General features: G+C 65.3%; 17 protein-coding genes and 1 riboswitch. Of the genes, 11 read left to right on the forward strand and 6 right to left on the reverse strand.

From position 1 onward, the window contains the following. Nucleotides 1–550 precede the first annotated feature (550 nt). From AUL39_RS07825 to leuB, 4 genes are all read left to right on the forward strand, one after another. On the forward strand, nucleotides 551–2,086 hold the full coding sequence (locus AUL39_RS07825) for a 2-isopropylmalate synthase (protein WP_059055037.1): 1,536 nt from the start codon (nucleotides 551–553) through the stop codon (nucleotides 2,084–2,086). Then, nucleotides 2,087–3,349 carry a 3-isopropylmalate dehydratase large subunit gene (leuC, locus tag AUL39_RS07830; protein ID WP_059055038.1) on the forward strand — a complete coding sequence of 421 codons (1,263 nt, stop codon included), beginning with the start codon at nucleotides 2,087–2,089 and terminating at the stop codon, nucleotides 3,347–3,349. A 365-nt stretch (nucleotides 3,350–3,714) separates the two neighbouring features. Next, a complete protein-coding gene (gene leuD, locus AUL39_RS07835; RefSeq protein ID WP_059055039.1) occupies nucleotides 3,715–4,221 on the forward strand; it encodes a 3-isopropylmalate dehydratase small subunit in 507 nt (168 codons plus the stop codon). Between the two features lie 2 nt (nucleotides 4,222–4,223). Beyond that, entirely contained in the window at nucleotides 4,224–5,336 is a 1,113-nt protein-coding gene (gene leuB, locus AUL39_RS07840; RefSeq protein WP_059055040.1) for a 3-isopropylmalate dehydrogenase, read from the forward strand. A 128-nt stretch (nucleotides 5,337–5,464) separates the two neighbouring features. On the opposite strand, the gene ilvA is transcribed toward leuB, so the two are convergent. Then, a complete protein-coding gene (gene ilvA, locus AUL39_RS07845) occupies nucleotides 5,465–6,685 on the reverse strand; it encodes a threonine ammonia-lyase (RefSeq protein ID WP_059055041.1) in 1,221 nt (406 codons plus the stop codon). A 154-nt stretch (nucleotides 6,686–6,839) separates the two neighbouring features. Between ilvA and AUL39_RS07850 the strand changes: the two genes are divergently transcribed. The 5 genes from AUL39_RS07850 (at nucleotide 6,840) to AUL39_RS07870 (ending at nucleotide 12,784) form a co-directional block, all read left to right on the forward strand. Then, the gene (locus AUL39_RS07850) at nucleotides 6,840–7,658 is read left to right on the forward strand and encodes an ABC transporter ATP-binding protein (RefSeq protein ID WP_059055042.1); all 819 of its coding nucleotides are present in this window, start codon (nucleotides 6,840–6,842) and stop codon (nucleotides 7,656–7,658) included. 6 nt (nucleotides 7,659–7,664) lie between these two features. Next, nucleotides 7,665–8,411, forward strand: a complete 747-nt coding sequence (locus AUL39_RS07855; RefSeq protein WP_235810804.1) for a class I SAM-dependent methyltransferase — start codon at nucleotides 7,665–7,667, stop codon at nucleotides 8,409–8,411. Nucleotides 8,412–8,553: 142 nt separating this feature from the next. Beyond that, nucleotides 8,554–9,711 (forward strand): CobW family GTP-binding protein, encoded by a 1,158-nt coding sequence (locus tag AUL39_RS07860; RefSeq protein ID WP_059055043.1) that lies wholly within the window; start codon nucleotides 8,554–8,556, stop codon nucleotides 9,709–9,711. Nucleotides 9,712–9,726: 15 nt separating this feature from the next. Continuing rightward, nucleotides 9,727–10,617: a hypothetical protein gene (locus tag AUL39_RS07865; RefSeq protein WP_059055044.1), complete on the forward strand. Its 891-nt coding sequence runs from the start codon at nucleotides 9,727–9,729 to the stop codon at nucleotides 10,615–10,617. A gap of 340 nt (nucleotides 10,618–10,957) precedes the next feature. Continuing rightward, on the forward strand, nucleotides 10,958–12,784 hold the full coding sequence (locus AUL39_RS07870; RefSeq protein ID WP_059055045.1) for an adenine deaminase: 1,827 nt from the start codon (nucleotides 10,958–10,960) through the stop codon (nucleotides 12,782–12,784). A 69-nt stretch (nucleotides 12,785–12,853) separates the two neighbouring features. Here AUL39_RS07870 and yfbR read toward each other — a convergent pair whose 3' ends face one another. Beyond that, nucleotides 12,854–13,456, reverse strand: coding sequence for a 5'-deoxynucleotidase (gene yfbR / locus AUL39_RS07875; protein ID WP_059055046.1), 603 nt, complete (start codon nucleotides 13,454–13,456; stop codon nucleotides 12,854–12,856). Nucleotides 13,457–13,538: 82 nt separating this feature from the next. On the opposite strand from yfbR, the gene AUL39_RS07880 reads away from it, so the two are divergent. After that, entirely contained in the window at nucleotides 13,539–14,162 is a 624-nt protein-coding gene (locus tag AUL39_RS07880; protein WP_059055047.1) for a flavodoxin family protein, read from the forward strand. A 23-nt stretch (nucleotides 14,163–14,185) separates the two neighbouring features. Here the strand turns inward: AUL39_RS07880 and AUL39_RS07885 are convergent, their stop codons facing one another. The 4 genes from AUL39_RS07885 to AUL39_RS07900 form a co-directional block, all read right to left on the reverse strand. Beyond that, nucleotides 14,186–14,980 (reverse strand): energy-coupling factor transporter transmembrane component T family protein, encoded by a 795-nt coding sequence (locus tag AUL39_RS07885; protein ID WP_059055048.1) that lies wholly within the window; start codon nucleotides 14,978–14,980, stop codon nucleotides 14,186–14,188. Between the two features lie 2 nt (nucleotides 14,981–14,982). Then, a complete protein-coding gene (locus AUL39_RS07890) occupies nucleotides 14,983–16,842 on the reverse strand; it encodes an ABC transporter ATP-binding protein (RefSeq protein WP_070807594.1) in 1,860 nt (619 codons plus the stop codon). Then, complete coding sequence (locus AUL39_RS07895) at nucleotides 16,843–17,445, reverse strand: ECF transporter S component (protein ID WP_059055049.1); 603 nt, start codon at nucleotides 17,443–17,445, stop codon at nucleotides 16,843–16,845. A gap of 7 nt (nucleotides 17,446–17,452) precedes the next feature. Continuing rightward, nucleotides 17,453–17,589, reverse strand: a riboswitch (FMN riboswitch). Nucleotides 17,590–17,645: 56 nt separating this feature from the next. Further along, nucleotides 17,646–18,629, reverse strand: coding sequence for a hypothetical protein (locus AUL39_RS07900; RefSeq protein WP_059055050.1), 984 nt, complete (start codon nucleotides 18,627–18,629; stop codon nucleotides 17,646–17,648). Nucleotides 18,630–18,775: 146 nt separating this feature from the next. On the opposite strand from AUL39_RS07900, the gene murB reads away from it, so the two are divergent. After that, nucleotides 18,776–19,711: a UDP-N-acetylmuramate dehydrogenase gene (gene murB / locus AUL39_RS07905; protein WP_059055051.1), complete on the forward strand. Its 936-nt coding sequence runs from the start codon at nucleotides 18,776–18,778 to the stop codon at nucleotides 19,709–19,711. Nucleotides 19,712–19,891: the final 180 nt, after the last annotated feature.

Consider the following 19,891-nt stretch of genomic DNA (forward strand, 5'->3'; position numbering starts at 1 on the left):
CGTTCGATAGGGCGTTTTCATGCAGAGATATTGGATTCCCTGTTCGATGGAGCCTTTTTGTGCAGAGTTCCTTCTCAGTATGGCTGTGCAATTCGCGGGACGCACCTTCGCGCAGGGAAAGACACCGAGAGACGCCAGGCTGCGCTGATAAAAACGCTTCTTCCGGCACGTAACCCCGGTGTCCGTGTGCGACACACATCGCCGCAATGTTTCCGTTCGGCTACCGCTCGCAAAACTCCGGCGCCCGTTCCATGTCGCTGTGCCAAAGTAAACAACACCGGCTGCAGCCAGCAGCCTCGGCCAAGATGGGAGGGAACATGCGCATGAATCACCAGGAGCTGCCCATGGACCTTCTCGCTCTTGATCTACTCGGCCTAGAGCTTACGTGCGCGAGCGCACGCTAGGTCCGAGGTCCAGCAGGTATCATTAGACCCAGCTTGCGTTCGCGTCCCGCCTTGGGACAGCGGCAGCTGGGTCTTGTCGTGTGTCATGCCACCATCCCAAGGCAACCTGGCACCAGTCACTGGGTCCATATCCAATGGAGGTAGCAATGACTCGCAAGATCGCCATCTTCGACACCACCCTTCGCGACGGCGAGCAGTCGCCCGGCGCGTCCATGAACACCGAGGAGAAGCTCGTCATCGCCCAGCAGCTGCTGCGCCTGCACGTGGACGTCATCGAGGCAGGCTTCCCCATCTCCTCCCCGGGCGACTTCCGCTCGGTGCAAGAGATCGGACGCCTCGCCGGCGACGACGCCGTAGTGGTTGGCCTCACGCGCGCCGTTGACAAAGACATCGACCGCGCGGCCGAGGCGTTGAAGACCGCCAAGCGTCCGCGCATCCACACCGGCCTGGGCGTCTCGCCGCAGCACCTGCGCGAGAAGCTCCGCATCTCCGAGGACGAGTGCGTCGAGCGCGCCATCCACTGCGTGAAGTACGCCAAGCAGTACGTCGAGGACGTGGAGTTCTACGCCGAGGACGCCGGCAGAGCGGACCAGAAGTTCCTTGAGCGCGTGATTCAGGCCGCCGTCGACGCCGGCGCGACCGTGGTGAACATCCCGGACACCACCGGCTACCAGATGCCGGATGACTTTGGCGCCCGCATCAAGGGCCTGGCAGACAACGTCCGCGGCATCGAGAACGTCACCATCAGCGTCCACACCCACAACGACCTGGGCATGGCAACCGCGCTTGCGCTGGCCGGCGTCAAGAACGGCGCCACGCAGATCGAGTGCACCATCAACGGCCTGGGCGAGCGCGCCGGCAACACCGCGCTCGAGGAGGTCGTGATGGCCATCAAGATGCACGGCGATGAGCTGGATGCCTACACCGACGTCAACACCCGCGAGCTCACGCGCGCAAGCCACCTGGTGAGCCGCATCACCGGCATGAACGTGCAGGCAAACAAGGCCATCGTGGGCGCCAACGCCTTTGCCCACAGCTCCGGCATCCACCAGGACGGCGTGCTCAAGGCGCGCGACACGTACGAGATCATCGACCCCGCGGACGTTGGCGCCGCCGGCTCGGAGATCATCCTCTCCGCGCGTTCTGGCCACGCCGCGCTGCGCCACCGTCTTGCCGAGCTGGGCTACTCCTTCAAGGACGACGAGTTCGACGAGATCTACAACCGCTTCCTCGAGATTGCGGACCAGAAGAAGGAGGTCTACGACGAGGACCTCGAGTCCATTGTCCAGGAGCGCCAGCGCGAGGTCGCGGCCGTCTACACCCTTGACGCCCTGCAGGTCTCCTGCGGTGACCCGCTGGTGCCCACCGCAACGGCAACCATCACGGACGAGCTGGGTGTGAAGCACGTTGTGTGCGCCACCGGCACCGGCCCCGTCGACGCGGCCTACAAGGCCGTCGACCAGGTCGTTGCCGTTCATGGCGACCTCGCGGAGTTCTCCGTGAAGGCCATCACTCGCGGCATCGATGCCATTGGCGAGGTCACGGTGCGCATTACGGCAGAGGACGGCAAGGTCTTCACCGGCCGCGGCGCCGACAACGACATCGTGGTCTCCAGCGCAAAGGCCTACATCAACGCCATCAACCGCATGATTCAGACTGCACGTTCCAAGGAGGGCAAGTAAATGGCACGTCCCATGACCATGGCCGAGAAGATCCTCGCCGCCCACGCAGGGCTCGACGAGGTCGTGCCCGGCCAGCTCGTAGAATGCGACCTCGACCTCGTGCTCGCCAACGACATCACGGCGCCCATTGCTATCAAGACCGTGCGCGAGATTGGCGCGGGCGTCTTCGACCGCGACAGGATTTGCCTGGTGCCCGATCACTACAGCCCCAACAAGGACATCAAGAGCGCCGAGCAGACCAAGGTCACGCGCGACTTCGCTCACGAGATGGGCATCACGCACTACTTCGAGCAGGGCTGCATGGGCATCGAGCACGCGCTCCTTCCCGAGCGCGGCATCGTGGGCCCCGGCGACCTGGTCATTGGCGCCGATTCCCACACCTGCACCTACGGCGGCATCGGCGCGTTCTCCACGGGCGTGGGCTCCACTGACGCCGGCGTGGGCATGGCCACCGGTCGCGCCTGGTTCAAGGTGCCCGAGACCATCCGCTTCGAGATTGACGGAAAGCTGCCGGCAGGCGCCTGCGCCAAGGACATCATCCTCTACGTGATCGGCAAGATCGGCGTTGACGGCGCGCTCTACCGCGCCATGGAGTTTGCCGGCTCGACCATCCGCGACCTCTCCGTGGAGGGGCGTCTCACCATTGCCAACATGGCTATCGAGGCCGGCGGCAAGGCGGGTCTCTTCGAGGTGGACGACACCGCCCGTGCCTGGCTTGCCGGCCGCACCGAGCGTCCCTACACCGAGTGCCACCCCGATCCGGACGCCACGTACCTCAAGGTCATCAAGATCGATGCGGCAGACATTGTGCCGCAGGTCTCCTGGCCGCACCTTCCCTCCAACACGCATTCTGTTGCTGAGAGCCGCGACATTACCATTGACCAGGCCGTCATTGGCTCCTGCACCAACGGCCGCATTGAGGACATGCGCGCCGCTGCCGAGGTGCTGCGTGGCCGCACCGTCAACCCCAACGTGCGCTGCATTGTGATTCCCGCGACGCAGGCCGTGTGGCTGCAGTGCGTGCACGAGGGTCTCATGGACGTCTTCATCGACGCGCACTGCGTGGTATCGACGCCCACTTGCGGCCCGTGCCTGGGCGGCTACATGGGCATCCTTGCGGCAGGCGAGAGGTGCGTGAGCTCTACGAACCGTAACTTCGTCGGCCGCATGGGCGATCCCACGTCCGAAGTGTACCTGGCGAGCCCGGCCGTGTGCGCCGCGTCGGCCGTGGCCGGCCACATCGCGCTGCCGTCCGACCTGTAGGGGGGAGGGGGGCTGGTCTGTCTCTGTGCTCAAACATCCTCGCCGCATAAAGCGCGGCTGCGGAACTGCGCCAGAGACAGACCAGCCCCACCACCTGCGGATCGTGGCGGCAGGGAGCACCGCCGGCCACGGGTGCCCCACCGGCCGCGCTCTTTGCCTCTGGTTTGAAGTTTGTTTTCCCGGGGTGGAGGTTCCGTCAGGGCTCTGACGCGAAAGACGGTTCCTCTCGCCTGCGTATTTGTTTCAACTCCGGGGCAGCGGCCACCCTTGCCGCTCCGCGAGTTCCGCAGCCGCGCCTTTTGCGGCGAGGACTGTCCGAAGCGGGAGGCAAGGGTGGCCGCCGCTCCCGAGTAGAAAGGAAACCCATGCAGTTCCGAGGAACCGTCTTTCGCTACGGCAGAGACATAGACACCGACGTCATTATTCCTGCTCGCTACCTCAACACGTCGGATCCCGCCGAGCTTGCCAAGCACTGCCTTGAGGACCTCGACAAGACCTTCGTCTCTCGCGTGAAGCCGGGCGACATCATTGTGGCCGACGAGAACTTTGGCTGCGGCTCCTCGCGCGAGCACGCGCCCGTGGCAATCAAGGCGGCGGGCGTCTCGTGCGTCATTGCCAAGAGCTTCGCGCGCATCTTCTATCGCAACTCGATCAACATGGGCCTTCCCATCCTGGAGTGCCCCGAGGCCGCGGACGCCATCTCTGACGGCGACGTGGTGAGCGTTGACGCCGATACCGGCACCATCACCGACGAGACCACGGGAGCCGTCTTCCACGCCCAGCCGTTCCCGCCGTTCATTCAGGAGATTATCAACGAGGGCGGGCTTGTCGCGCGCACCAAGCGCGTGCTTGCCGAGAAGAGGGGCGAGTAGCAATGGCTAAGGCGACCTATCACGTATGCACGCTGCCGGGTGACGGAATCGGTCCCGAGATCATGGCGGAGGGCAAGAAGGTCCTTGCGGCCGTGGGCGAGAAGGCCAATGTCGACTTTGTCTGCGAGGACCACCTCATTGGCGGCGCTGCCATCGATGCCTGCGGAAGTCCCCTGCCCGACGAGACGCTCAACGCTGCCAAGGCCTCGGACGCCGTCCTTCTCGCCTCGGTGGGCGGGCCCAAGTGGGACTCCACCGACCCCAACGCACCTCGCCCGGAGCAGGGGCTTCTGGGCATCCGCAAGGGCCTTGGCCTCTACACCAACCTGCGTCCCGTGAAGATCTACGACGCCCTGGCAGGGGCCTCGACGCTGCGTCCGGAGGTCATCAAGGGCGTTGACCTCGTGATTGTTCGCGAGCTTACGGGCGGCCTGTACTTTGGGCGTCGCGAGCGTTTCTATGACGAGGAGGGCGCGGGCGCCAACGGCGGCCGCGGCCAGCGCGCCTACGACACCATGGAGTACCGCGAGTACGAGGTCGAGCGCATTGCGCGCAAGGCCTTCGAGGCCGCGCGCAAGCGTCGCAACAAGGTCACGAGCGTTGACAAGCGCAACGTGCTGGAGACCTCCCGAATGTGGCGCGAGGTGGTGCACCGGGTCCATGACGAGGAGTTCCCCGAGGTCGAGCTTGAGGACCTGCTCGTTGACAACACCGCCATGCAGCTCATAAACAGGCCAGCGGACTTTGACGTCATCGTGACAGAGAACATGTTTGGCGACATCCTCTCCGACGAGGCCGCGCAGATCACGGGCTCGCTTGGCATGCTCGCGAGCGCGAGTCTGGGCGACGGCGTCTCGCTCTTTGAGCCTTCCGCCGGCTCCGCGCCCGACATCGCCGGCAAGGGCATCGCCAACCCGCTAGCGCAGATTCTCTCGGCGGGCATGATGCTCACCTACGCCTTCGACATGACCGAGGAGGCCGGCTGGGTCGAGTCTGCCGTGGAGCGCGTCCTCGACGACGGGTGGCGCACCCGCGACATTGCCGACGACGCCACGCCGACAGACCACGTGCTTGGCACCGCCGCGATGGGCGACAAGGTCGTCGAGTACCTGTAGCGGTACCGTCGCCGCGCCTCCCGGCGCGGCTGACGCCCGCGGCCCGCAGTACCTACGTACGAACAGCCCCTCCGGCGCGCATGCTGCCGGAGGGGCTGCTTCACAGCGGAGTGGTTATTACCGCGCCCTTACAGCGACGGCTGCACCAGCGAGGGCTTGAAGCCTGCCTTGCGGAGCGCCTCCACGATCTGCGCCTTGTGCTCCTCGCCGTACGCCTCGATGGTCACGCGCAGCTCGACCGCCGCGTTCCTGTTGGTCGAGACAAACTGGTTGTGCTCGAGCTTGATCACATTGCCGTTCTGCTCGGCGATCACGCTGGCGACGCGCACCAGCATGCCCGGGCGGTCGGGGAGCAGCACGCTCACGGTGAAGATGCGGCCGCGCTGGATGAGGCCGTGCTGCACCACGCTCGACATGGTGATTACGTCCATGTTGCCGCCGGAGAGAATGCACGCCACGCGCTTGCCTTCGGCGGGCAGGTGCTTGGCGGCGGCAACCGTGAGCAGGCCGGAGTTCTCGACGATCATCTTGTGGTTCTCGACCATGTCGAGGAACGAGACAACCAGCTCGTCGTCATCCACGCAGATGACGTCGTCGAGGTTCTGCTGCAGGTAGGGGAAGACCTTGTCGCCCACCTCGAGCACGGCGGTGCCGTCGGCGATGGTGTTGGCGCTGGGGAGCTTTACCACGTGGCCGGCCTCGAGTGCCGCCGTAAGGCTTGCGGCGCCGGTGGGCTCAACGCCAATGACGCGAATCTTGGGGTTGTAGAGCTTGGCAAAGGTGGAAACGCCGCAGGCCAGGCCGCCGCCTCCCACGGGCACGAGGATGGTGTCGACGAGCGGCAGCTCCTGGACAATCTCCATGGCGATGGTGCCCTGGCCGGTTGCCACCGTGGTGTCGTTGAACGGCGGAATGTAGGTAAGGCCCTGCTCCTCGGCCAGCTCAACGGCGCGCTGCTTTGCGTCGTCGAAGACGTCGCCGTAGAGGATGACCTCGGCACCGTAGCCCTTGGTGCGCTCAACTTTGATGAGCGGCGTGGTGGTGGGCATTACGACGATGGAGCGCGCGCCCGCGTGGGTGGCGGCATATGCCACGCCCTGTGCGTGGTTGCCGGCGCTGGCAGTGATGACGCCGCGGTCGAGCTCCTCCTGCGAGAGCTTGGAGATCTTATAGTACGCCCCGCGAAGCTTGTAGGCGCCAGTGCGCTGCATGTTCTCTGGCTTGAGCCACATGCGGTTACCCGTTGCCGCCGAGAGGTAGGGGCTCTCGATGAGCTTGGTCTCGAGCGTGACCTCCTTGACCTTCTCTGAGGCCTCCTCGAACGCTTCGAGCGTGAGCATCTCTGGCATGGGAACCCCTATCTGCGCAAATGAGGTGTGGGTATGTTTCTGCGCGTCGCCAACCTCGCGCGTGCGCGCACGTATTGCCTATAGTAGGTCTACGGGACGCACGTAATGGTGGTGCGTTTGTGTGAAGTTACACCAAGGAAAACCGGGAGACCGCATGCAGGGCGAGAACAACGCCGGCGAGAAGACGCCGCTCTTTGCCATCCACGACGCTAGCGTGGTGAGAGCGAGCAAGACCATCCTCCACGTGGACGACTTCACGCTGCATGAGGGCGAGCACGTGGCGCTTCTCGGCCCCAACGGCGCGGGCAAGTCTACCTTCATACAGCTCCTCACCAGGGAGGTCTTCCCGCTCTACCGAGATGAGCCGCCCGTGCGCTTTCGCGGCAACCCGCGCCCGCAGCTCACCGACGTGCGCCGCGCGCTGGGCGTGGTGAGCTCCACCATGCACGAGCAGATCCGCGTGCACCTGCCGTCCGTCGACATCGTGGTGGGTGGGCTCTTTGGCACGCTAGGGCTGCCCAAGCAGGTGGAGGTCACCGAGCGCGACCGTCAGCTGGCGCTCGACGCGCTTGAGCGCCTGGGTATCCCCGAGGTGGCGGAGCGCGACGTGATGACCCTCTCGACCGGCCAGGCCCGCCGCGTCCTGGTGGCGCGCGAGCTCATCCGCGACCCCCAGGTGCTTGTCTTTGACGAGCCGTGCACCGGCCTTGACCCCGAGGGCATGTACCACGTGCGCGAGACCATGAGCACGCTTGCAGCCGAGGGCCGCTCGATCATCCTGGTCACGCACTACCCCGAGGATATCATCCCGGCCATCGGGCGCGTGATGCTCATCAAGAACGCAGCCATCTTCGCCGACGGCCCCAAGGAGCAGATCCTGTGCGATGAGGTCCTCTCCAACCTCTTCGACGTGCCCCTTGTGGTGGACGAGCACGACGGCTGGTACTCGATGCGCGGGCAGTACGGGGCGTAGGCGCTGGTGGAGGGCCTGGTTGTAGAAGTTGGTGCGGGCGGGGACGCCGTTCGGGCGCAGGAGCTTGCGGCTCGTCTCGGCGTGCCCGTGGCGCCTGTGGGCACCGCGCAGGTAGCAGGTGGGCTGTGCCTTCTTGTGGGCGAGAGGGGCCTCTCGCTCGAGGGCGACGGCATGTCGCTTGCAGCGGACCTCTCACGCATGGTGCCGCGCCTTCGCGCGGGCAACCTCAACCGCGAGCTGGTGGTGCGCGCGGCACGCATTCGCGGGGCGGCTGGGCCGCTCACGGCTGTGGACGCGACGGCCGGGATGGGGGAGGACTCGCTGCTTTTGGCTGCGGCGGGCTTCTCGGTGACGCTCTTCGAGCGCGATCCCGTGATCTGCGCGCTTCTGGGTGACGCCTTGGCGCGTGCGGCGGCGGACCCGGCGCTGGCCGAGGCAGTCTCACGCATGGAGCTTCGCGGAGAGGACTCCGTGCCGGCGCTTCCCGCGCTGGGCTTCTCGCCTGACGTGGTCCTTCTCGACCCAATGTTTCCCGAGCGCCGCAAGAGCGCGGCCGTCAAGAAGAAGCTGCAGCTCATCCAGCGCCTGGAGCGGCCGTGCGACGACGAGCGCGGCCTCATGGAGGCCGCTCGGACTGCGGGCCCTCGCCGTATTGTGGTGAAGCGTCCGGCCAAGGGGCCGTGGCTTGCGGGCGAGAAGCCCAGCTACACCGTGGCCGGCAAGGCCATACGCTACGACTGCTACGCGCTGTGAGCGTAGGCGGCGTGCCGAGAGACGCCCGGTCGCCGCACGCTGCGAGCCTCTCGGCCCCTCAATCTCACCACACGCATGCCCTAGACTCTTCCAGTTCACCAGACACGTCGCCTGCGCCGAGCGCTGGCAGAAGGGGGCACGCATGCCCACGAAGGACACTACGACTCCGGTCAAGATAGTCATGCTCACCGGGTACCTGGGGGCGGGCAAGACCACGCTCCTCAACCACATCCTCGCCAACGACGAGGGCATCCGCGCTGCCGTTATTGTGAACGACATCGGCGAGATCAACGTTGACGCGAGCCTCATCAAGAACGGCGGTCTCTCCGCCACGGACAGCCTCATTCCCATGAGCAACGGCTGCATCTGCTGCACGCTTGCCTCTGACCTGGCGCAGCAGCTCACGTCCATCGCCGAGACCGGCGACTTCGATTACATCATCATCGAGGCCTCGGGCATCTGCGAGCCCATCCCCATTGCCTACACCATCTCGTCCATCTGCGACCAGACCAAGGGCGGCACCGCACCGCTCGACCTGGACAACATCGTGGCCGTGGTCGACTGCGCCCGCATGTACGACGAGTTCAACGGCGGTCACGCCCTTCTCTCCGACGACATCGAGGAGGACGACGTCGAGAGCCTTCTCATCCAGCAGATCGAGTTCTGCACCACGCTCGTGCTCAACAAGTGCGACCGCGTGACGCCCGAGCAGGTGGCCGAGCTCAAGGCCATCGTGCGCGGCCTGCAGCCCCACGCGCGCATCGTCGAGGCCGTGAACGGCAACGTCCCCATGGACGAGCTGCTCAACACCGGCCGCTTTAGCTTTGACGAGGCGTACGGCTCGGCTGCGTGGGTGGACGCCATGGAGCACCCCGAAGAGCACGAGAACCCCGAGGTCCTGGAGTATGACGTCTCTACCTTTGTCTACCAGCGTCGCCAGCCCTTCGACTACCATGCGCTCTCTGAGTTCGTGAACAACTGGCCCGAGTCCGTGATCCGCGTCAAGGGCCTCATGTGGGTCAACAACGACCCCGACATGTGCTACGTCTTTGAGCAGGCCGGCCAGCAGTTCACGCTCACTGAGAACGGCCAGTGGGCCGCGCTCATGCCGGCAGACGAGCTTGCGCGCAACATGGCCGAGGTGCCCGAGCTGCGTCGCGACTGGGATCCCAAGGTGGGCGACCGCATGGTGCGCCTCTGCGTGATTGGCCGTCACATGGACCGCGAGGCCGTCGAGCGCGGTCTTGACGCCTGTCTCACCACGTGGGAGGGCGAGACGCCGGCCGTCGAGGTGGAGTAGCGGAAGAGGGCTGTCATGGCCGAGAACAACCAGACTCGGGGCAATGGGCATGGCGTCGGGGCGGTCACGCCGCACCCGCGCCATGCCGCCCAGGGATGGGATAGCGCGTTCTCAGACGACGCTGTGCCGACCGTGTCCGAGCAGCGCGCGTCCACTGCGGGGGATTTTGACCCCGACGCTACCGTTTTGGTGGGCAGCAATGCGGCCTCGGCCTCTTGGCCCGGCTGTGGCGACCATGACCCGGACGCCACGGTCTACGTAGGCGGGAACCCCGCTTTCCCCGACCCGGATGCCACGGTCTATGCGCCGGTATCTGCCGCCAACGACGCCATGCCGACGCAAGGGCCGGCGCACTCGTACCAGCAGGCGTCTGCCACGATGTATGCCCGGCCTGCCGTCTCCAGCACTGCCGCGGTGCCTCGGCGCGCCCCGGAGCCCGCGTGCAACGCCGTCCCCGCGCCCTCGCAGACGAGCTACTACGGCTATGGGTACGGTGGCGCTTCCGGCGGCGACGGCCGTGGTGCCCACCGTGGCCCCAACCTCAAGCGCATCACGCTTGTGCTGGTTGGAGCGCTTGTGGCTCTCATCGTCTTTGCGGTGGTGTCGAGCTGCGTGAGCGACGCCGTGTCGAGTGTTGCCGCTGGCGCTTCGAGCGGTGCTACGTCGAGCACAACTTCAACGGGTGCCACGACGGGCATGACCACGACCACGGGAACCAGCGGCTCCGGCAGCACCGGAGGCACCACCTCAGGCACCGATACCGGCATCGACCTGGGCGGAATCGCGGACACCCTGGGCGACGCCGCTACCACTGCGCAAGAGGTTGCCCAGAACGTTACCGGCGTTGTGCAGGAGGTGGCACCCCAGCTCCCTTCCCAGGTCAAGGGGCTTCTCTCCTCTCGCTAGGCCTGGCCGCTCCGCGATTGTCTGCGGTTGCGGCGCCCTGGGAATCTGCACGATTGTCTCGTCTGGCACTCCCATCTTGCAATTTTCGATCGGTTAGCGATTCCGGGCCTCGGCCCAAGACCATGCGACCGCAACACATTCGTGAGACGAATCTGTATCGACCTGCGCGCGTCACACAATCGGCAACGAATGTGTGACGCGCGTCTCTTGTCAGGGCAGGGGAGGAGGGACCGCGCCCCGAGCAAACCTTTGCGTACCGCTCGCAGAATTGTTGCTGCACTGCAACACAGGGCTGGTAACGTTTTGACAATTTAAAAGTCGGGCGTCGAGAGGGGCTGTCATGCTCAATCGCTTTTGCAAGAGTCCGTTGTGGGAATGCAACCGTACGCTCATCCGCGTGGCACAGGGCCAAGAGCCCGCTGACCTTGTCATTCGTCACGCCCGGCTGGTAAGCGTCACCACGCACGAGGTCCTCGAGGACGCAGACATCGCCGTTGCCGCGGGGCGCGTTGCCTACTTGGGCATTGACGGTCACACGGCCGAGCACTGCATTGGCGAGAAGACCGCCGTCATCGATGCCGCTGGCCGCTACGTGGCACCGGGCTTCATGGACGGCCACATCCATGTGGAGTCTGCTATGGTGGGCCCCTCCGAGTACGCCCGCGCCGTGGTGCCGCATGGCACAACCGGCATCTACTGGGACCCGCACGAGGCCATGAACGTCGCTGGCCTGCCCGCGCTGAAGGAGCTCATCCGCGACTCCGAGCGCGTGCCGCTCAAGTGCATGGTCACGCCTGGCTCGTGCGTGCCCGCGGTACCGGGCTTTGAGGACACCGGTTCCAAGATTGATGCCAAGGACATCCGCGAGACCATGGGCTGGGACGCCGTGGTGGGTCTCGGCGAGATGATGAACGACCCAGGCGTCCTTTCCTGCGACGAGGGTCCGCTCTCCGAGATGGACGAGACCCTCAAGGCCGACAAGACCCTGACCGGCCACTTCACCGTGCCAGACACAGACCGCCAGCTCAACGCCTATATAGCCTCCGGTATCTCCTGCTGCCACGAGTCCATCACGCGCGAAGAGGCGCTCGCCAAGCTCCGCCTGGGCCAGTATGCGCAGCTGCGCGAGGGTTCCGCCTGGAAGAACCTCGAGGAGCTGGCCCACGTCATCACCGAGAACAACATCGATACGCGCCACGTGAACCTTGTCTCTGACGACAACCACCCCGAGACTCTGGTCTCCGAGGGCCACCTCGACCGTATCCTGCGCAAGGCCGTGGGCTATGGCATCGATCCCGTCTCGGCAATCCAGATGGTCACGATCAACGTGGCAGACTGTTTTGGCATGTCGCGCGACCTGGGCTCCGTCACGCCGGGCAAGTGCGCCGACCTCGTGATTCTCGAGGATCTCAAGGGCTTCCGCGTGACGCACACCTTCATCGACGGTGAGCTTGTGGCCCAAGACGGCGCGGCGCTCTTCTCGCCAGAGCCCTACCTCTGGCCCAACTTCATGTTCAACTCCATGCACGTGGCGGCAGACATCAAGCCCGAGATTTTCCGCATTCCCGCCGTCCGCGCGGACGGCTCGCCCATCACGGCAGACCGCGCTGTGGTGCGCGTGATGACCTCGAGCGCCGGCTCCACCATCACCAAGGAGGAGCACCTCGAGGTGCCCGTGGTCGACGGCTACCTGGAGTGCTCGCCCGCAGACGACATCCTGAAGGCCTTTGTCTTCGAGCGCCATCACAACACGGGCTCGTTTGCCTACGGGTTTGCCAAGGGCTTTGGCATCCATGGTGCGCTTGCGCAGACTGTTGCCCACGATGCCCATAACCTGCTGGTCATTGGCGATAACGACGAAGACATGGCACTGGCGGCAAGTCTTCTTGTGGACTGCGGCGGAGGCGAGGTTGCCGTCGAGGACGGCAAAGTTCTTGGTCAGGTGAAGCTGCCCATTCTCGGCCTCATGAGCCCCAAGAGCGTGGAAGAGGTCGCCGCAGAGGTCCGTGGCGCCGAGGCCGCCTGGGCAAAGATGGGCTGCACGATGCCCTCGCCGTTCATGACCATGGCGCTTCTCTCGCTTGCCTGCATCCCAGACCTGCGGCTTACCAACCGAGGCTACGTGGACTGCCACACGTACCAGTTTGTGCCAGTGGTTGTGGAGTAGGACGAGAAGGCCGCGCGTGCCGGGGTGCCCGGTCCGCGCGGCCGCTGCGGTCGTCGTTGCGCTGCGCGCCTAGAGCAGCTGGTCGAGCGTCTTGCCGTAGCTGGGGAGAAACTCCGCCACGAAGTCCGCGACCTCGGGCATCTGCGCGGCCATCTCGTCCACCTTGGCGCGGATGCCCTTCTCGGCAGTCTTGAACTCGGCGTTTCCGGACTGCGCCTCGTCGACGCACTTGATGAGTGCCGAGATCTTGTCGGCGGCTTTCACCAGGCGTCGCAGGTAGACGTCGTCCTCGTCTGCTGGGTCGCCGCGGAAGATCGCCTCGTAGGTGGGACGCAGGTCTTCTGGCAGCGTGTCGAGCAGCGTGTCCTCGGCGCTTCTCTCCACATCCTTGTAGGCGTCGCGGATGCCGCGGTTGGCGTACTTCACGGGCGTGGGCATGTCGCCGGTCACGATCTCTGTGGTGTCGTGGAAGAGGCCGATGAGCGCGGCCTTCTCGGCGTCAAGGTGTCGTCCGTGGCGGACGTTGCCCAAGGTTGCCAGGCCGTGTGCGATGGCCGCCACCTCGAGGGAGTGCTCGGAGAGGTTCTCCGGGCGGGCACTGCGCATGAGCGCCCAGCGCTCGATGTACTTCATCCTCGAGACGATAGCGAAGAACGTGGACTGTTCAGTCATGGCAACCCCTCCTCCCCAGAATGGTACGCTCGGATGAGACAAAGGGACAGTCCCTTTGTCTCATCCGAGAGGGGGAACGCACATGAAGGTCCTTATGCTCAACGGGGGTATTAGCCCCAAGGGAAACACCGGTATCGCGCTGGCGGAGGTGGCAAACACGCTTGCCGAGCAGGGCATAGACACCGAGGTCTACCACCTGCCGCTTGCGCCTGCGCGCGACTGCATAAGCTGCGGCAAGTGCTCCAAGCTGGGTCGCTGCGTCTTTGATGACGACGGCGTGAACGAGTTTGTCGAGAAGGCCGCCTCAGCCGACGGTTTTGTCTTTGGCACGCCCGTCTACTACGCGCACCCCGCAGGTCGCGTGCTGTCCTTCCTCGACCGCGTCTTCTACAGCGAGAGCGGCCAGTTTGCCTTCAAGCCGGGCGCCTGCGTGACCGTGGCGCGCCGCGGTGGCTGCACCGCGTCGTTTGACGTGATGAACAAGTACTTTGGCATCGCCAACATGATCACCGTGGGCTCGTCGTACTGGAACATGGTCTACGGCGCCAAGACCGGCGAGGCCGCGCTGGACGTCGAGGGCATGAAGACCATGCGCAACCTGGGGCGCAACATGGCGTGGCTGCTCAAGAGCATCGAGGCTGGCCGCGCCGCCGGCGTGCCCGCGCCCGAGGTCAAGGGCGGTTCCTGGATGAACTTCATCCGATGAGACAAAGGGAAACTCCCTTTGTCTCATCCCAGCGTGACGAGTAGGGCGACTAGGGCCGCAGTGGCGGCAAAGGCCACGGCGTCACGCGCGCCAAAGTGCAGCGGGTGCCAGTGCGAGCGCGTGCCGCCGCTCTCGTAGCAGCGCGCATCGAGGGCGCGCGCGAGGTCGTCGGCATGGTTCATCGAGCTTGCCATGAGCGCCACAAGCACCGAGCCCACTGCGCGAAGGCGCCGGCCCAGGCTGCCGCGCGCCACCTCGCCACCGCGCGCAACCTGGGCGTTCATGATGGCCGAGGCGTCGTTTGCCAGCGTGGGGATAAAGCGCAGCATGAGCGAGAAGACCATGGCCAGCTCGTGGCCGGGAAGGCCCAGCCTGGTGAGCGGCGAGCATGCGGCGTCGAAGGCGTCGCCCAGCTCGGTGGGCGTGGTGGTGAGCAGAAGCAGCGCGCCAACCACGATGGCGGCAAACACGCGCACCGGATAGAGCACCGCCGACCACGTGCCGCCCATGGTTATCGTGATGGGTCCCGCGGCGAGAAGCACGCTGCCATCGCGAATGAGCAGCAGGTTGAAGACTGCAAGGATGAGAAGCACCCAGAGCACGCCTCGCACGGACGAGAGGACCTCGCCAGCCGGGACGCGCGCCGCAAGAAGCAGCGCGAGCACGCTGGCCGCAAGCGCCGCCAGCCCAAGCGGGGAGTGCACGAAGAACGTGGCAATCATGAGCGCCAGAGCGCAGGCCGTCTTGGTGCGGGGGTCAAGCCGGTGGATGGTGGAGTCTGCGGCGTAGTACTGGCCCACGGAGATGCGAAGTGCCATGGCTACTCGTCCCTCCCGTCGGCTGTTGCGGACGTACCGGCCGCGCTAGGAGCGCTGGGCCTGTCGGCCGCGCCGGCTGCGCGGACGATGGCGTCTGCCAGGGTCTCGTTGGTGAGCGGGTCTCCCAGTGGCGGGTAGCCGGCATCCTCCAGCACCCGCGCAAAGGCGAGCGGATGGGGGATGCCCAGCCCCATGTCGTGGAGCTTCTCGGCATTGTCTGTCGAGAAGACTTGGGCTGGCGTGTCCGTGAGCACCACGCGCCCGCCGTCGAGCACCGCCACGAGGTCTGCCCGTGCGGCGTCCTCCATCGCGTGCGTGACCTCGACAAGCGTAGTACCGTCGGCGTTGAGGCCGTCGAGTATGCGCCGCAGCTTGCGGCGGCCCCGCGGGTCAAGGCCGGCGGTTGGCTCGTCCAAGACGAGAAGGTTGGGCTCCATGGCGAGGATGCCGGCAAGCGCGCAGAGGCGCTGCTGCCCGCCGGAGAGCTGGAACGGCGAGGCGTCGTCCTTGCCCACAAGACCCACGAGGTCAAGCGCACGCCTCACGCGCTGGTCCACCTCGCTGGGAGAAAGCCCCAGGTTGGAGGGGCCGTAGGCCACATCCTGCGCTACGGTCTCCGCAAAGAGCTGGCGCTCCGGGCGCTGCATCACGTAGCCCACGCGGCCATGGAGCCGACGCCGGTCGCGACGGTCTGCCGTGGGGATGCCATCCACCTCAATGCGACCCTGGTCAGGTACCTCGAGTGCCGCAATGAGACGCAGCAGCGTGGACTTGCCCGAACCCGTCTGTCCCACCAACGCAACGTGCGCGCCATGTGGCACGTCAATCGTCACGCCGTCAAGGGCTGCGGGCGCGGCGTCAGCGCGGCGCCGGCGGCGGGACTGCTCGTACGAGAAGCGCACGTCCTCTGCGCGCACCACGGGTGCTCCGCCGCCGTGAGGCGCATCGCCTGGCGCAGCGGCTACACGCCCAGCGCGGTGGCCGCTCGTTCTTCTCGCCAGGTCGGCGAGAAGCGCGCCCTCGTCGCAGGTCCAGGAGACGTCCAGCCCGCGCTCGCGCAGCTGCGAGGAGAGCTGTCCGGCGAAGGGCTCCTCCAGGCCCAGGCCGCGTACCTCCTCTACGTGCGAGAAGACCTCCTGCGGCGTTCCTGCCAAGGCAACGTGGCCGTGGTCGAGCACCACCACACGATCTGCGCCAAGCGCCTCGTCCATGAAGTGCGTTACGTGGACCACGGTGCAGCCCACGCCACGGAGCTTCTCGACAACCTTCATGACCGAGCGCCTCCCGCGCACGTCGAGCGAGGACGAGGGCTCATCGAGCACCAGCACGCGAGGCTCCATGGCAAGCGCGCCGGCAATGGTCACGCGCTGGCGCTGGCCGCCGGAGAGGCGCGCCGGGTCCGCCTTGGCATAGCGCTCCATGGCAACGCGGTGCAGCTCGCGGCGAACCAGGTGCTCGATTCTCTCGGGTGGAAGGCCGAGGTTCTCGGGGCCAAATGCCACGTCCTCCTCGACCACGCTGGTAACGATCTGGTCCTCGGGGTTCTGGAAGACAAGCCCCAGCTTGCGGCGGGCGCGGCGGTAGGCGTCAAAGTCTGCGGAGCCGGCCTCAAAGACCTTCTCGCCCACAAGCGTGACCTCGCCAGCGTCTGGGGCGAGAAGCCCGCAGATGACCGATGCCAGCGTGGACTTTCCGGAACCGTTGGCACCCAGGACGCAGAGGCGCTCGCCTTGGCGCACGTCGAGCGAGACGTTATCAAGCGCCCGCAGGTCGCCATAGGCAAGCGTCACGTGCGCGAGCGAGACGATGGGCGTCTCGCTCGCGTTTGCGCTGGTAGTCGTAGTTGCGGCCGGCTGCGCCATCTAGCGGGCGTCTCCTGCGTTGGGGACCTCGATGCCCATGGCCTTGAAGGCGGGCCTCATGATGAGGACAAACACGACGCAGTTGATGACAATCTTGATAAGGTTGAAGGGCAGCAGCGCCGGCACGATGAGGGCGATAACCGCGTCGAGCGGCATTCCGGTGTAGAACGGCGTCACAATGAGGTTGCCCACGATGCAGGCGGCCAGGCAGACGATGCCGCCAACCACAAGGCCAAGCACCGCTCCGCGCATGGTGCACTGCCTGCGGTAGATGAGAGACGCGGGCATGACCAGTGAGAACGTGGCCAGGATCGCCATGATCACGCCATAGACGCCGCTTGCCGTGGCGATGTGCACCAGGTACGGAATGACCGAGACCACGGCTCCGGTGGCAGGTCCAAACGCAAAGCCCGCGATGAGCGCCACGATGCCCGAGGGGTCGTACTTGAGCCACGTGACGCCGGGCAGGATGGGAAACTCAAGCAGCAGCGTGCAAATGGCGGCCATGGCGCAGAGAAGCGCGGTTACCGCGATGCGCCGGGTGTCCCAGCCCGAGGCCGCGTGCGTGGAGTGGCTTGCGTTGCGTGATGAAGTGGGTGCCATAGTGGCTTCTCCGTTTCTTCCATCCGGACTGTAACCGTTGGTCCTGGAATCTCACCAGGTCAGCCGCCTTTTTAGCGGGTCGCGGACTTCGCGCGGTTGCGCGTCACCACCAGTGGGGAATCTCACCCCGCCCTGAAACTGTCAGCCGAACTATAGCACTTGGAAAGCAGCATGCAAGCGGCGCGTGCGCATCGGAGAAGTTAGACCTCGGTGCCCTCCTCGGGTGTGTTGTGTGCGGTACCCTTGTCCTTGTCGGCAAACGCGGGACGGATGCCCGGAAAGAGGGCGAGTGCGGCGCACACCCACACCGCGGCACCCAGCGCAACCTCCACGGCATAGAGCCAGGGGTTTGACCAGGGCACCAGGAAGGCGAGAAGCACCACGGCGCCCGCAGGCGGCATCCAGGTGCGTAAACCGTTCCAGGCAAGCACCAGTCCGACGAACGCAAACGCCGCCACAAGCGGGCTGGGCAGGCCAAAGTTGACCACAGCGTCTCTCGCCAGCGTGCCAATGATGCCTGCGATGGCGAGAACTGCCCAGGCCCGCCATGGGCGCAGGCGCAGCGTGAAGTCGGGGCGGGTAAGCTCGGTGTAGGCCACGAGCAGCGGTGGGACCGCGAGAAACACGTTGCCGGTGGCATAGGCAGGCACCGCGAACAGCGCGAACACGCACAAGCGGCGAGTCCAGGTTGCAAGGGCCTGCTCGATGGGAAGGCGGAAGGGATGGTAGTCGATTGTCTCACGCAGGCCCACGCGCTCGAGGGCAACCTGGCCCAGCTCGACGAGGACCACCAGCACGAAGACGGCCACGGGGTAGATCCAGGAGTCGGTCCCCAGGAGCATGGGAAGGATCGCCGCCGAGAGCATGGGGGTCATGTCGGCACCGGCAATGTTCATGCACAGGGCGCAGAAGGCGTAGCCGATGACCGCGCGGACAGGCAGCGGAATGTCGGGGAAGGCAAGGTTCATAACCAGGCCAAAGACGGCGCCGGTGGTCATAAGTGCGAGCATGCGAGGACGGTTGACGTTCCAGGCCTGCTTGGGCTGGATCCACGCGCCGCAGAGGATGGCGGTCATCTCGGGGAAGAGGACCTCGGGCGAGCCGATGAGCACCGAGGCACCCACCATGGCAACGACGAAGATTCCAGCCAGGAGGATGGGCAGCCAGCGCTTTTGGAATGACATGCGGAACGGCCTTCCGTGTTTGTGGTGTCGGGAGTGTAAGCGCAGGGTGAAGGCCCGCGCACAACATCCAACATCGTAGCCCACCTTGCTATACTCAAGAGCCAAGCGCGTGTATGTAGCGTGCAAAACCCAAACTGAGGAGCAAGATGTCCGAAAGTGGCACTACCGGCGACGACCACTTGCAACCGCTCGCCTGGAAGCTTCGCTCGATTGTTGGCGAGGACAACGTCCTTGTGAACGAGCCGATGAGCGAGCACACGTCGTTCGAGATTGGCGGCCCGGCCGACCTCTTTGTGATTCCCGAGGACTTTGACGAGGTCCATGACGTTATCGATGCCTGCAAGCAGGAGGGAGTGCCTTACTTCGTGCTGGGCCGCGGCTCGGACCTTCTGGTTGCGGACGAGGGGTACCGCGGCGTGATTGTTGCCGTGGCTGACGGCCTCGTTGGCGTGAGCGTCGATGACGACGAGATGTGGTGCCAGGCGGGTGTGACCCTGCGTGAGGCCTCCGAGATGGCATGCGAGCTGGGGCTTTCTGGCCTTGAGTTTGCATGTGGCATTCCCGGTTCCATTGGCGGGGCCTGCTTCATGAACGCGGGCGCGTACGGCGGCTGCATGGCAGACGTTCTCAAGAACGTACACGTGCTGCACCAGGATGGCCACGAGGAGACCATTCCCGTTGACGAGCTTGACCTGGGCTACCGTCACAGCCGGATTGCGGACGAGGGCATGGTGGTTCTCTCGGCGACCTTCGACCTTGACCGTGTCGACCCCGAGAAGATTCGCGAGACCATGGACGAGCTCACGCGCAGGCGCGAGGAGAAGCAGCCGCTTGAGCTGCCAAGCGCTGGCTCCACATTTAAGCGTCCTGAGGGCTACTTTGTTGGCAAGCTCGTGACCGATGCTGGTCTGCGCGGCTACCAGGTGGGTGGCGCTGCCGTCTCGAAGAAGCACGCTGGTTTCGTGGTCAACGTGGGCGGAGCCACGGCAGCGGACGTTCGTGCGGTTATCGCGCACGTCCAGGACGAGGTCGAGCGCCAGTTTGGCGTGCGCCTGGAGCCCGAGGTACGCTTCCTGGGGTAGACAGGCGCCTTCTGGGGAGCTCCCAGCCGTTCTTCTCGCATGCTCTTCTCGTGCTCAAAAACCTCACACGTGATGTTTCTTTTTCTATAATCGCTATTACCCATCAGGGATTTTGTCGCTGAATATAAGAAAAGAAACACCACGTGTGAGGTTATTAGTTGAAATGCGCGAGTTTCGGCA

This window comes from Tractidigestivibacter scatoligenes, assembly GCF_001494635.1.
GTDB lineage: Bacteria > Actinomycetota > Coriobacteriia > Coriobacteriales > Atopobiaceae > Tractidigestivibacter > Tractidigestivibacter scatoligenes.

Coding starts and splice junctions, on each gene's coding strand:
- AUL39_RS07825 (WP_059055037.1), top strand. CDS start 551: ATGACTCGCAAGATCGCCATCTTCGACACCACCCTTCGCGACGGCGAG.
- leuC (WP_059055038.1), top strand. CDS start 2,087: ATGGCACGTCCCATGACCATGGCCGAGAAGATCCTCGCCGCCCACGCA.
- leuD (WP_059055039.1), top strand. CDS start 3,715: ATGCAGTTCCGAGGAACCGTCTTTCGCTACGGCAGAGACATAGACACC.
- leuB (WP_059055040.1), top strand. CDS start 4,224: ATGGCTAAGGCGACCTATCACGTATGCACGCTGCCGGGTGACGGAATC.
- ilvA (WP_059055041.1), bottom strand. CDS start 6,685: ATGCCAGAGATGCTCACGCTCGAAGCGTTCGAGGAGGCCTCAGAGAAG.
- AUL39_RS07850 (WP_059055042.1), top strand. CDS start 6,840: ATGCAGGGCGAGAACAACGCCGGCGAGAAGACGCCGCTCTTTGCCATC.
- AUL39_RS07860 (WP_059055043.1), top strand. CDS start 8,554: ATGCCCACGAAGGACACTACGACTCCGGTCAAGATAGTCATGCTCACC.
- AUL39_RS07865 (WP_059055044.1), top strand. CDS start 9,727: ATGGCCGAGAACAACCAGACTCGGGGCAATGGGCATGGCGTCGGGGCG.
- AUL39_RS07870 (WP_059055045.1), top strand. CDS start 10,958: ATGCTCAATCGCTTTTGCAAGAGTCCGTTGTGGGAATGCAACCGTACG.
- yfbR (WP_059055046.1), bottom strand. CDS start 13,456: ATGACTGAACAGTCCACGTTCTTCGCTATCGTCTCGAGGATGAAGTAC.
- AUL39_RS07880 (WP_059055047.1), top strand. CDS start 13,539: ATGAAGGTCCTTATGCTCAACGGGGGTATTAGCCCCAAGGGAAACACC.
- AUL39_RS07885 (WP_059055048.1), bottom strand. CDS start 14,980: ATGGCACTTCGCATCTCCGTGGGCCAGTACTACGCCGCAGACTCCACC.
- AUL39_RS07890 (WP_070807594.1), bottom strand. CDS start 16,842: ATGGCGCAGCCGGCCGCAACTACGACTACCAGCGCAAACGCGAGCGAG.
- AUL39_RS07895 (WP_059055049.1), bottom strand. CDS start 17,445: ATGGCACCCACTTCATCACGCAACGCAAGCCACTCCACGCACGCGGCC.
- AUL39_RS07900 (WP_059055050.1), bottom strand. CDS start 18,629: ATGTCATTCCAAAAGCGCTGGCTGCCCATCCTCCTGGCTGGAATCTTC.
- murB (WP_059055051.1), top strand. CDS start 18,776: ATGTCCGAAAGTGGCACTACCGGCGACGACCACTTGCAACCGCTCGCC.